General features: G+C 43.9%; 10 protein-coding genes. 9 read left to right on the top strand and 1 reads right to left on the bottom strand.

The features are described from left to right. The first annotated feature begins 4 nt into the window (after positions 1–4). From uxuA to ALT761_RS04220, 4 genes are all read left to right on the top strand, one after another. Positions 5–1,219 carry a mannonate dehydratase gene (uxuA, locus tag ALT761_RS04235; RefSeq protein WP_129736806.1) on the top strand — a complete coding sequence of 405 codons (1,215 nt, stop codon included), beginning with the start codon at positions 5–7 and terminating at the stop codon, positions 1,217–1,219. A 217-nt stretch (positions 1,220–1,436) separates the two neighbouring features. Further along, on the top strand, positions 1,437–2,678 hold the full coding sequence (locus ALT761_RS04230; protein WP_129736804.1) for an Nramp family divalent metal transporter: 1,242 nt from the start codon (positions 1,437–1,439) through the stop codon (positions 2,676–2,678). 106 nt (positions 2,679–2,784) lie between these two features. Further along, a complete protein-coding gene (locus tag ALT761_RS04225) occupies positions 2,785–3,861 on the top strand; it encodes a class I mannose-6-phosphate isomerase (RefSeq protein ID WP_129736802.1) in 1,077 nt (358 codons plus the stop codon). Between the two features lie 76 nt (positions 3,862–3,937). Continuing rightward, positions 3,938–4,759, top strand: a complete 822-nt coding sequence (locus tag ALT761_RS04220; protein WP_331903088.1) for a hypothetical protein — start codon at positions 3,938–3,940, stop codon at positions 4,757–4,759. A 97-nt stretch (positions 4,760–4,856) separates the two neighbouring features. Here ALT761_RS04220 and ALT761_RS04215 read toward each other — a convergent pair whose 3' ends face one another. Beyond that, positions 4,857–5,846: an alpha/beta fold hydrolase gene (locus ALT761_RS04215; protein WP_129740558.1), complete on the bottom strand. Its 990-nt coding sequence runs from the start codon at positions 5,844–5,846 to the stop codon at positions 4,857–4,859. Positions 5,847–6,349: 503 nt separating this feature from the next. On the opposite strand from ALT761_RS04215, the gene leuA reads away from it, so the two are divergent. From leuA to ALT761_RS04190, 5 genes are all read left to right on the top strand, one after another. Then, the gene (gene leuA / locus ALT761_RS04210) at positions 6,350–7,909 is read left to right on the top strand and encodes a 2-isopropylmalate synthase (RefSeq protein ID WP_129736800.1); all 1,560 of its coding nucleotides are present in this window, start codon (positions 6,350–6,352) and stop codon (positions 7,907–7,909) included. Further along, entirely contained in the window at positions 7,910–9,007 is a 1,098-nt protein-coding gene (gene leuB / locus ALT761_RS04205; protein WP_013785249.1) for a 3-isopropylmalate dehydrogenase, read from the top strand. It begins immediately after the preceding gene. 8 nt (positions 9,008–9,015) lie between these two features. Continuing rightward, positions 9,016–10,416: a 3-isopropylmalate dehydratase large subunit gene (leuC, locus tag ALT761_RS04200; RefSeq protein WP_129736798.1), complete on the top strand. Its 1,401-nt coding sequence runs from the start codon at positions 9,016–9,018 to the stop codon at positions 10,414–10,416. Positions 10,417–10,419: 3 nt separating this feature from the next. Continuing rightward, positions 10,420–11,031 (top strand): 3-isopropylmalate dehydratase small subunit, encoded by a 612-nt coding sequence (gene leuD, locus ALT761_RS04195; RefSeq protein WP_129736796.1) that lies wholly within the window; start codon positions 10,420–10,422, stop codon positions 11,029–11,031. A gap of 151 nt (positions 11,032–11,182) precedes the next feature. Beyond that, positions 11,183–12,406, top strand: coding sequence for an HD-GYP domain-containing protein (locus ALT761_RS04190; protein ID WP_129736794.1), 1,224 nt, complete (start codon positions 11,183–11,185; stop codon positions 12,404–12,406). Positions 12,407–12,441 lie beyond the last annotated feature (35 nt).

Raw genomic sequence — 12,441 nt, 5'->3', positions numbered from 1 at the left:
ATTTATGCGTGAATCTTGGAGATGGTTTGGTCCAAACGACCCAGTAACAATTGAAGAAATACGTCAAACCGGTGCCACCGATATTGTTAGTGCGTTACATACAATTCCTACAGGGGATGTGTGGACACTAGATGCTATTAGACAGCATCAAGAGTTAATAGAAACGAGCGAGGCAGGATTGAGCCCGCTGACGTGGAGTGTGGTAGAAAGCATTCCCGTTCATGAAGATATAAAACTCGCTCGTCCAGGGCATGAAAAGTACATCGATAACTGGATAACATCGATGGAAAATTTAGCCGAATGCGGTATTAAAACTATTTGCTATAACTTTATGCCAGTGATTGATTGGACTCGTACCGACCTTAATTTCAAGCTTCCTAGTGGCGCGTATGCCCTGCGTTTCGATCAAAAGAAATTTGCTGCGTTCGACCTATTTATTCTTGAGCGCGAAAACGCAGAAGCAGAATATACCGAGGAAGAACTAAGCGAAGCGAAAGTCGTCTTCGATGCCATGTCAGAAGAAGAAAAAACCAAGCTTACGAATAATATTATAGCGGGTTTACCTGGCAGAATGACCGACAGCTACGGTCTAGAGGCATTCCGTACCATGTTAGGTAACTATAAAGGCATGACGACGCAAGATTTAAGAGACAACCTCTTTGCATTTTTGTCCAAAGTACTTCCTAGAGCAGAAGCAATGGGCGTTAAGCTTGCTATTCACCCGGACGATCCCCCAAGGGATATGCTTGGGCTACCTCGTATTATTTGTACCGCCGATGATCTTGAGCTGCTATTTAAAGCTCAGCCCAGCCCGTCCAATGGTATTACGCTTTGCGTAGGCACTTATAGCAGCCGACCAGACAACGACTTACCTGCTATGGCAAAACAGTTTGGCCCTCGAATTCACTTTTCGCACTTACGTGGTGTCAGCCGAGATAAAGAGGAGCAACGCTCATTTTATGAAGCCAGTCATTTAGATAGTGATATCGATATGGTGAAAGTCATTGATGAACTTCTAAATGAAGAAACACGTCGTAAAGCAAGTTCTCCCGACGGTCAAATTCCTCCAGAACAACACATATTTATCCGCCCCGATCATGGCCATCAAATGATGGATGATATTGGTAAAACGGTTAACCCTGGATACTCAGGTATTGGGCGCTTAAAAGGCTTAGCAGAAGTGCGCGGCGTTATTCGAGCGTTATCAGCGACTAAATAAATGCATCAACTCAAAGGGCTAGTCATTTACCCTAGCCTTTTGAATTAGGTGCCTTGCCGGTCCCGCTTGCACACTTACCCATTTGCAGACGGAGCGCCTATGCCTTCTCGTGACAAGAGCATTTGTCTAAAAATTCGAGCGAGCTTTTCTACCTCATATTTTGCAACCGAAAAAGCTCGCAACCTACTTATAATTATTAAATAACGGTAGTTGCACAATGGACAAAATTACAACATTTTTTAAGCTACTCCTACCTGGAATATTCTTGTTTGGTTTTACCGTTGGGACAGGTAGCGTGACATCAATGGCAAAAGCCGGTGCTGATTACGGTATGTCTTTACTCTGGACAATATTTATCTCCTGCGCTATTACCTTTTTCCTCATTAGCTTATTTGGAAAATTTACCTTAGCGACGGGATTAACTGCCCTTCAAGCTTTTAAAAAACATATACACCCTGCCGTAAGTCTTTTCTTTATTGTGGCGCTTACCACGCAAATCTCTGGCAGCGTTATCGGGGTGATGGGGATATTGGCAGATGTCTGCTATGAGTGGTCTAAAAACTTTGTCGATGGCGGTATATCCCCCTTGTACTGCTCATTGTTTTTTATTGCTTTTGTATATGTGATTTTCCTTATCGGTAAAATAGAGGTTTTTGAAAAGGTATTAGCGCTCTTTGTTGCCGTGATGGCCGTCTGCTTTTTAATAAACTTTTTTATTTTGATGCCACCAGCCAAAGAAATCGCGCAAGGTATGATCCCGAATATTCCCGATACTGGCCCAAATAAAAGTGCCTTTTTAGTTATTGCCTCAATGGTAGGCACCACGGTGTTCTCCGGCTTATTTATTCTACGAACTATTTTAGTGAAAGAAGCGGGCTGGACGTTAGCTGATGCAAAAATACAAAATCGAGATGCTTTGTTTTCTGCCTTTCTCATGTTTATTGTTAGCATGTCTATTATGGCAGCAGCGGCAGGCTCTTTATATGTAGAGGGCATAACCTTAGTTAACGTTACTCAAATGATTTATTTGCTTGAACCCCTTGCTGGCGCCGCAGCGGTTACCATTTTTACTATTGGGTTAATAGCGGCTGGAATATCCTCTCAGTTTCCAAATGTGGCGCTACTGCCGTGGCTGCTCGACGACTTTTTTGAACGCAAACCAAACTTAAAGCGCACCAGTTACCGTATTGTTGCTTTAGTTATCTCGTGTTTGGGTTTAATCGTCCCTATTTTTAATGCTAAGCCGATTGCAGTAATGGTAAGTTCACAGGCATTCGGGGCACTCGTACTGCCTGCAACAGTCGCGAGTATTTTCTACGTTGGAAATAAAGCTTCACTCATGAAGGAACATAAGTTTTCAACGGTTACCAATGTGCTGTTAGTCCTTATATTCGCTTTTGCATTAGTCATGAGTTATATGAGTTACAACGGCATCATGACAACGTTACGCTCTCTATAATTAATATGGGCGGATGTAACAAAATGAATAACCACAGATACATTTTTTACAGGGTATTGAGGCTCGTCACAGTACGTGTTTTTGATATAACCACAGGAGTACCAGTATGAGCAAGATAATCAAATTCACCGCGAACCGGGTTTGGCGTACTTACCAAGGTGGTAAGTTACTTGATGCTATTGAAGGCAAAGAGCCGCCGCAAGATTCTAGTTTCCCTGAAGATTGGATTGGCTCTACCGTAGAGGCAAGAAATGTAGGTAGAGAGCATATCACCGAAGGTCTGGCCCTCGTTCCTAATGAAAACGGTGAGCAAGTTCCGTTTCGAGATGTATTACTCGATGACCAGCCTTATTATTTAGGCAGTAATGGTGATGTTGAGCGAACGATGGACGACATTCCACTAGTGAAATACCTAGACAGCTCAACTCGCTTACATTTTCAGGCTCACCCTACAAGGGAATTTGCGCAAGAACGCCTTGGAATGCCAAGAGGAAAAACCGAAGCCTATGTGATTTTATCTACCCGAGATAGCGTTGAAGACCCTTATATTTATGCTGGGTTTCAACGCCCGCCGAGTCGCGAACAACTAAAAGAGTGGATTGAAACGCAAAACATCGATGCCATTGAATCTTGCTTTGACCGCATTCCGGTAAAACCTGGGGATGTATTTTTAATACCAGGCGGTCGACCACATGCGCTAGGAGAAGGCATACTAATGCTTGAAATTATGGAGCCTTCAGATCTTGCTGTTAGGTTCGAGTTCGAGCGATGCGGTTATGCCATCCCTGAGCAAGCACGATTTATGGGCCGAGACATAGAAACAGCCCTAGATGTATTTAATTTCGAACCTATTCCACCAGAAAAAGTGGACGAGGAGTTTCGTTGTCCGCCGCGAATTATGTCTTCAGACGCTCAAGGTAACACCCTTGAAGAATTAATTGGCGCAGACAAAACGGCTTGTTTTACTATTCGAAGAGCCTCTGTGAAAGGCACATTTACACGCAATGAAAGTGCTTTTTTCTACGGCGTGGTTACTCAAGGTTCAGGCACCTTGCGTATTGGCGATGAAGTAACTGAATTGGAATGTTGGGATCGCTTTTTCTGCCCGGCAGGTATTTCTGAATTTCACTACGAATCAGATGCTAACATGTCAATTTTGGAGTGTTACCCCGGTAACACCTAACAAACTTTTTGTAAGCGAGTAGCGTCCATCATCGCTACTCGCCACTCAGAGTAATGTAGATAGCAAGGCCATATAATTGGGCTATACAACACAACCAGATAACGCTATCTGGATACCATTTAAAATTCCTGTTACCGTAACCCCATCGCAGCATCTTACTTATAGTCACCTAAGCATTATGACATCAGACGGCAAAGCGCCTTCTTCACAATCAGGCTTTTTTAGCAATTCAGGCGAGCTCGGTGGTGCACAACCACAGTTCACTGAAATTTGTACTGCGTTATACGAAAGAGAGCTTTTGCTTATCGCGCACAAGGGCCCAGCCAATGTGTCGATATTGCGCCGCCGATTAGCCGGCCTGCCTCATCATATTCGAAGTGTGGCGCGATACCTCATTGACAATAACTCACCGCTAGATATTGATCCCCACAATGGAAGTTGGTTCATCAAGCAACCTGGAAAGTGCCCTGGGATCAGCCAAGCTATTGATAAGAAATATCAGTGGTATAGGGAATATGCAGATTACGGTTTGGTTGTACCAATATGCATAACTACGCTAGAAGGCATGCATATAGAGCTCGACTCAATCGATAGTGTGAAGCACATCACAAACACGCTTCATACTAATAAACACGGATGGTTTTCTCTTGACGGCGAGGTGGCGCATAGTGAGGTTGAAACAAGTCAGTACAACACAGAAGAAGACGCTCCCTGCATCACCGATGCAAATGCGGTATTAAAACGACAGCTTCTGAAACCTACGACGGCAATTATGGCATCGGCGTGCAGCGGGCATATGTGGCGACATAAATCGAAGGGGGCACCTCGAGCGCTTTCATTGCGAGAAATGCGTCTGTCTACTCACATAAACTGGAAAAACTTCACCCTGAAAGGTTAAGCCGAGTTCTTATCTTAGGCACACCTATGGCAGGCTTTAAGAACAACAAAAACGCGATGATTACCTTAATACAAACTTCCCTGCATAGCGTCGGTATTTAATCTAACGCTTCTTCGTAGCGTTTTATAAAGCGAGAAAAGGCTTCAATGTGTGGTAAGTGCCCCAAACCGTCAAGCTCTTTCACCGTTATGGCATTGTTGCGAGCTTTTACTTCAGCGCCCAGTTTATCGTAACGACCTAACTCTCGCGTAACGCCTTCTTTTTTCCAACCTCGTCCCGGTCCGGTTCTATCCCGTGTACCTAAAATTAAGGTGACCGGTATTTGGAAATTATCGAATTCTTCGATAACCGGTTGAGTAAATATCATGTCGTAGGTTAACGCACTCACTTTGGCTAGCTGAGGCCAATCATCACCTTCAATCCAACCCGTTAAGAAACTTGCGTGTTTCGCATAAGTACTATTCCAATCGCCATCGTAGTAGTTTTTCTTTTGATAACTAATTATATTTTCAGGCGTTTTTTTCAATTCATTGTTATAAAAAAACGCGACATCTTTGTACTCAACATAATGCAGGTAATTCTCTAACCCTATAGGGTTGATTAATATCAATTTGCTCGTCATTTCAGGGAAAAGCAGCGCAAATCGCGATGCCACCATGCCGCCCATTGAATGACCAGTCACAATCACATCGTCTAGATTCAAAGAGGTGAGCAAATATTTGGTATTATTCGCTAATGCTGCAAAGCTGTATTGATAATTAACCGGCTTATCTGATTTGCCAAAGCCAATTTGGTCAGGAATAACCACCCCATATCCTTGATTGTGTAGCCAATTAGCTGTCGTTTCCCAATAACTACTGGCAAAGTTCTTACCATGCAACAACAGTACTGTTGGTTGCCCTTCTTCTGCCGGCAAGTACATGTATGCCATGTTCAATCCCTGCCCTTGAGATTCAAATGTCAAAGTATGAACATCAAAAGGGTACTCGAATTCGGTGAGATTTTTCGAAAAGGGTTTTGCAAAAACAATGGTTGAAAACGTGAAGATAAGAAACGAATAACCTAAAGAAAAAATAGCGCGCTTCATCATTTTGCTCTCAAGAAGATAGTAGGTGATTTACCCTATCAAAATCACTAAAACAATACGCCTTGGTTAAGCAGCAAATTTCGCTATTCCATCGCAATTTGGCAAATTAAATAGGCAATACCAGCACGCCACCAATTTGATGAAATTAGTATATACATCCTAACGACTAGCTTTTTACCCACTGGATTTGAAGCAGCTGAAATGAAAGCGTTAAATAACATCGAAAAATAGGATAATCACCCTATTTTCAAAAAACCATTATTTATAACCAAAATTTATACGCATTATTAGAATCAAAGGTTGACCTTAAAGGCGCGGATGGGTACATTGTCGCTATCAACTGGTCGGCAAAGAAAATACGCAAATGATGCGCAATCGCTTTCTTCTAACTCTACTCCTTATGGCAGCAAGACTGCACGGGTAGATTGCGACCAGCGATTAATTACACAGAAACCCGTGCTTAGCACGGGTTTTTTTTTAACTTTTATAAACGAGAGAGCGTTATGACAAATCAAGTGAAAATCTTTGATACCACATTGCGAGACGGTGAGCAGGCCTTACCTGCAAGCTTAAGTGCCAAAGAAAAGCTGCAGATCGCTCTAGCACTCGAACGTTTAGGTGTTGATATCATTGAAGCAGGTTTTCCTGTTTCATCGCCTGGCGATTTCCGCTCGGTACAAATGATTGCAAAAGAAGTTAAAAATTCCGTTATATGTGGATTATCACGCGCATTAGCTAAAGATATTGATGCGTGTGGTCAAGCCCTTGGTGTGGCTGAGCAATTTAGAATTCACACCTTCATTGCTACATCAGAAATTCACGTTGGCGCAAAGCTACGTAAATCTCACGATGAAGTAGTAGATATGGCGGTAGCGGCAGTTAAACATGCTCGCAAATACACTGATGACGTTGAATTTTCGTGTGAAGATGCTGGCCGTACTCACATAGACTATTTATGCCGTATGGTAGAAGCCGCCATCAATGCCGGTGCTACCACGGTGAATATTCCAGACACTGTCGGCTACACTACGCCAACAGAATTTGGCGGCATTATTCAGCAATTGTTTAACCGCGTTCCAAATATCGATAAAGCGATTATCTCTGTGCATTGCCACAACGATTTAGGCTTAGCAGTAGCGAACTCATTAGCCGCGGTAGAGCAAGGTGCGCGTCAGGTTGAATGTACTATTAACGGTATTGGTGAACGCGCGGGTAATGCGTCCCTTGAAGAAATTGCGATGATTTTGCAAACCCGTCAAGCCATGTTGGGTATTAACACCAACATTAATTCGCAAGAAATTTCGCGTACGTCTAAGTTGGTTAGCCAATTGTGCAACATGCCAGTTCAGGCAAATAAAGCCATTGTAGGTGCGAACGCATTTAGTCACTCATCAGGTATTCACCAAGATGGCGTATTAAAAGCGCAAAATACTTATGAGATCATGACACCGGAAAGTGTAGGTATTAATAAAAACAACCTAAACTTAACGTCTCGCTCAGGTCGCCACGTAATTAAGCATCGTTTGACAGAGTTGGGTTACAAGGTTGAAGACTACGATTTAGAAGCGGTTTACGATGCCTTCTTGAAGTTGGCTGATAAGAAAGGCCAAGTTTACGATTACGACTTAGAAGCCTTGTTGTTCTTCGATAAGCAAAAGCACGATCATGCTCACTATCAATTGATGAACCTTCAAGCGACTTCAGGAAGAGAAATTATTCCAAGCGCTACCGTAAAACTAAAAGTAGGCGAAGAAGAAATTATCCAATCTAGTATTGGTAATGGCCCTGTTGATGCTGCATACAATGCAATTAGAGCCATCTTGGGTCATGAAGATGTAGAAGTTGTAGACTTCAAATTAGATTCAAAAGGCGAAGGGGCCGATGCCCTAGCACAAGTAAGTGTAATCGCCACTTATAAAGGGCGTCGTTTCCACGGCATTGGTCTTGCCACCGATATTGTTGAAGCTGGTGTTAAAGCCCTTATTTTCGTACTAAACAACACTTATTTAGCTGATCAAATTGACCAGCAGAAAAATCAACAAGAACGCGTTGCAGGAGTTTAAATGAGCCAGTTCTCAATTGCCGTATTAGCCGGAGACGGTATAGGCCCAGAAGTAATGCAAGAGGCCAACAAGGTCTTAGATGCGGTAGAAAAGAAATTCAACGTAGCATTTAACCGCACGGCCTACCCTGTAGGTGGTTATGCTATCGATACTGAAGGTGAAGCCCTGCCGTCAAAAACCTTGTTAGGTTGTGAGCAAGCCGACGCCATTTTATTTGGTAGTATTGGCGGCCCAAAATGGGACACCTTACCGTTAGAACAGCGCCCAGAGCGCGCTGCGTTACTAACACTGCGTAGTCACTTTGATTTATTTAGTAACCTACGCCCTGCCCGTATTTATCCTGGGTTAGAAGCATTATCTCCACTGCGTGAAGACATTGCTAAATCGGGTGTAGATGTGTTGGTGGTTCGTGAACTTACCAGTGGGATTTACTTTGGCCAGCCCAAAGGTCGCGAAGGTGAAGGCGAAGAAGAATTCGCTTATGACACTATGCGTTACAGCAAACGTGAAATTCGCCGTATTGCAGTTGCCGCTTTTGAAGCTGCGCAGAAACGTCGCGGTAAAGTAACTTCAGTCGATAAAGCCAATGTATTACTGACCAGCCGCTTATGGCGTGAAGTGACTGAAGAAGTGGCAAAAGACTACCCTGATGTAGAACTAGACCACATCTACATTGATAACGCGACGATGCAAATCATGAAGAACCCAGCACAGTTTGATGTAATGCTGTGTTCTAATTTATTCGGCGACATCGTTTCTGACGAATGTGCCATGATGACAGGCTCTATGGGCTTATTGGCTTCTGCTAGCATGAATGAAGACGGCTTTGGTTTATACGAGCCAGCGGGTGGTTCTGCTCCTGACATCGCAGGTTTAGGTATTGCCAACCCGATTGCACAAGTGCTTTCTGCCGCCATGATGTTGCGTTTCAGCATGAACCTCACTGATGCTGCCGATGCTATTGAAAAAGCGGTAATTGCCACATTAGAAGCGGGGGTTCTTACAGGCGAACTCCTTCCTGATGATAAGCGAGAGAACGCATCTACCACCTCACAAGTAGGTGATGAAATAGTAAAACAATTAATGGCGCAGGAGTAATTAACACCATGGCCAAGACCTTATACGACAAAGTGTGGCAAGCACATATTATCGACCAATTAGGTGAAGACAGCTTAATTTATATCGATCGCCATCTTATACACGAAGTAACTTCGCCTCAGGCATTTGCTGGCTTAAATGAAAAAGGCCGTAAAGTACGTTGCCCTGAGCGCACTGTTGGTACAATGGATCACAGTATTTCTACTCGCTCGTTAGCGATAGATGCATGCGGCCCGCAAAACGCACTTCAACTTCACACCCTTGCGAATAACTGTGAACAACACGGTATTCAGCTTTACCCTGTTGGCCACCAAAAGCAAGGTATTGTGCATGTTATGGGCCCTGAACTAGGCCTAATTCAACCGGGCATGACAGTAGTATGTGGCGACTCACACACTGCCACTCATGGTGCATTTGGTGCCCTAGCATTTGGTATTGGTACGTCTCAAGTAGAGCACGTATTAGCCACCCAAACCCTTAAGCAAAGCCGTGCGAAAAGCATGCTTATTAAGGTAAATGGTACGCTTCCTGTTGGTATTACTGCGAAAGACATCATTCTTGCCATCATTGGCAGAATTGGTCACGCAGGCGCAACGGGGCACGTAATTGAATACGCGGGTGAAGCGATTTCTGGTTTAACCATGGAAGAGCGCATGACCGTGTGTAACATGAGCATTGAAGCCGGTGCTAAAGCAGGCTTAATTGCACCAGATGACACCACTTTTGAATACCTTAAAGGCCGTGAATATGCGCCGAAGGGCCAAGACTGGGAAGACGCTGTAGCCTATTGGAAAACCCTTTACACTGAAGAAGGCGCAAGCTTCGATACAGTAGTTGAACTTGAAGCGGCTGACATTGCACCTCAGGTTACTTGGGGTACCAACCCAGGCCAAGTTATTGGTGTTGATACACCCGTGCCGGGCCCAGATGACTTCTCTGATCCTATCGAAAAAGAAAGCGCCAAAAAAGCCTTGGGCTATATGGGATTATCAGCAGGCGATAAGCTTGCCGATGTTGCCGTAAACCATGTGTTTATTGGTTCTTGTACTAATGGCCGTATTGAAGATTTACGTGCAGCTGCGCATATTGCGAAAAATGGCAAAGTGGTTGATTCGGTTACCGCCATTGTGGTTCCGGGTTCAGGTCATGTAAAAAAACAAGCGGAAGCTGAAGGGTTAGATAAAATCTTTACCGATGCAGGGTTTGAATGGCGTTTACCGGGCTGCTCTATGTGCTTGGGTATGAACGACGATAAACTGGTGGCTGGCGATCGCTGCGCATCAACCAGTAACCGAAACTTTGAAGGCCGTCAGGGTCGTGGTGCACGCACCCATTTGGTTAGCCCAGCGATGGCAGCAGCAGCCGCTATTTCTGGCCATTTCGCCGATGTTAGAGATTTTCAGGAGTAACCCATGTCTGATTCAACACAAGGTTTTACCGCGCATACAGGTACAGCGGTACCGTTAGACCAAGCTAACGTAGATACCGACCAAATTATTCCTAAGCAGTTTCTAACTGGTGTAACTCGTGCGGGCTATGGAAAGCACTTGTTCCACGATTGGCGTTATTTGGATTTAGAAGAAAAAGTGCCTAACCCAGAGTTCTCATTGAACAAACCTGAGTTTGCCGGTGCAAGTATTCTACTTACCAGAGAAAACTTCGGGTGTGGCTCTAGCCGTGAACATGCGCCATGGTCGCTGAACGATTTTGGTTTTAAGACCATTATTGCCACCAGCTATGCTGATATTTTTTATGGCAACTGCATTAACAACCAATTATTACCTGTTGCGCTTGCCAGCAGTGAAATGGACACGTTATTTGCAGCAGTAGAAGCCAATCCAGCGTTAGAAATTACGGTTAATTTGCCAGAGCAAACTGTATCTTTTGGCGAGACAAGCTTTAGCTTCGACATTGCGGATCACCATAAAACTAACTTGCTAAAAGGGTTAGATGCAATTGGCCAAACGCTTGAGCTTACCGACAAAATTTCGGCTTACGAAGCTAAGCAACCTGCTTGGATTTAAATACTGGCTGTAAAATACTAGCGCTTAAACGCAAGGTTTAAACTTTAGTATCATTCAGTGGGATTTTGCGCCGTAGTGATGGCGAAGTACTCGTACTTCGCCTAACTTTAGTAAGTAATTAACATCGCTCATAAAATTGAATGGAGTCTTTATGCTGAAAGCAGTACCTATTGATGATCTCAAACCGGGGATGTACATCAACCAAGTACTTAAACAAACTGGCAGCTTACGGATGCGTTCAAAGGGTCTTGTAAAACACCAAACGGTAATCAATACCTTAAAATCTCGCGGGATACAGATTGTTCAAGTAGACTTCGACAAGTCCCCCAATCACGAACCAGCAACCGACTCAGCTCCCCATCCCACATCAGAAACAATCGTTCAAGCGCCTACTAAGGTAAGAGAAGAGCCGTCGCCAGCGACTACTAGCCTTACACGAAACGCAATGAAAGAAGCGAATGGGCTTTACTTTGATGCGGTAAATATACAAAACGGCTTTTTATCTGCACTTAATCGTGGTGCGGTAAACGACTTGAAATTAGTAAAAGAACTAGCCCAGAGCCTTATCGATAGCATATTTGATAACAAGGACGCCCTATCCTGCTTAACTCTGATAAAAAACAATAACGCTTACCTGCTAGAACACTCCATCAACTGTAGTATTTTAATGGGTATGTTTACCCAGTTTCTTGGCTACGACAGAGAAACCATAGATCAAGCGAGTCTAGGGGCATTGTTAATGGATGTGGGCATGTCGTCCATACCGATGGATGTTCATAACAGTGTTCAAGATTTGTCAGCAGCAGATTGGGAAGTGATGAAAACCCACGTTGATATTGGTGTTGAGCTTGTGGAGCAATGCGGGGATATTTCGGATTTAGTGTTATCAATTATTGCGCAACATCACGAACGCATAGACGGCAGTGGCTACCCTAAAGCACTCAAAGAAATGGAAATTTCCGAATTTGCGCGCATTGCAGGCATTATTGATACCTACGATGCTATGGTGTCCAACCGTCCCCACAAAGAAAGTATTAGCCCCACCCAGGCCCTCAAACGACTCACCGAAGATAACAGACTCGATCAAACCTTGGTTAACCAGTTTGTCACATGCATGGGAGTGCACCCTGTAGGCTCAATTGTTAGGCTAAAAAGTGGGAAACTTGCCATTGTCAGCCAGCAAAACCCACTTAGTACGATGAGCCCCATCGTGATGACATTTTATAGCGTTTCATCCCAGCAATATGATGATATTACTCGGTTAGATTTAAGTGATAATGATGATGAAATTGTTTCGGGCGTGCGGCCCGATGATTTCAACGTGAACTTATCGAATTTCTTTCAAGACGTATTGGTAAATCAAGCGCCAGACTAATGAGCATCCTGACTATAAGCCAAGGGTATTAACAT

The organism is Alteromonas sp. 76-1 (assembly GCF_900654235.1).
Taxonomy (GTDB): domain Bacteria; phylum Pseudomonadota; class Gammaproteobacteria; order Enterobacterales; family Alteromonadaceae; genus Alteromonas; species Alteromonas naphthalenivorans.
Note: the sequence above shows the minus strand (reverse complement) of the source record. Positions and strands in the feature narration are given on the sequence as shown.

What these genes read in the sequence shown, in the direction of transcription:
- leuC (WP_129736798.1), top strand. Translation starts at nt 9,016, where the DNA reads ATGGCCAAGACCTTATACGACAAAGTGTGGCAAGCACATATTATCGAC.
- ALT761_RS04215 (WP_129740558.1), bottom strand. Translation starts at nt 5,846, where the DNA reads ATGAAGCGCGCTATTTTTTCTTTAGGTTATTCGTTTCTTATCTTCACG.
- leuA (WP_129736800.1), top strand. Translation starts at nt 6,350, where the DNA reads ATGACAAATCAAGTGAAAATCTTTGATACCACATTGCGAGACGGTGAG.
- uxuA (WP_129736806.1), top strand. Translation starts at nt 5, where the DNA reads ATGCGTGAATCTTGGAGATGGTTTGGTCCAAACGACCCAGTAACAATT.
- ALT761_RS04230 (WP_129736804.1), top strand. Translation starts at nt 1,437, where the DNA reads ATGGACAAAATTACAACATTTTTTAAGCTACTCCTACCTGGAATATTC.
- ALT761_RS04190 (WP_129736794.1), top strand. Translation starts at nt 11,183, where the DNA reads ATGCTGAAAGCAGTACCTATTGATGATCTCAAACCGGGGATGTACATC.
- leuB (WP_013785249.1), top strand. Translation starts at nt 7,910, where the DNA reads ATGAGCCAGTTCTCAATTGCCGTATTAGCCGGAGACGGTATAGGCCCA.
- leuD (WP_129736796.1), top strand. Translation starts at nt 10,420, where the DNA reads ATGTCTGATTCAACACAAGGTTTTACCGCGCATACAGGTACAGCGGTA.
- ALT761_RS04225 (WP_129736802.1), top strand. Translation starts at nt 2,785, where the DNA reads ATGAGCAAGATAATCAAATTCACCGCGAACCGGGTTTGGCGTACTTAC.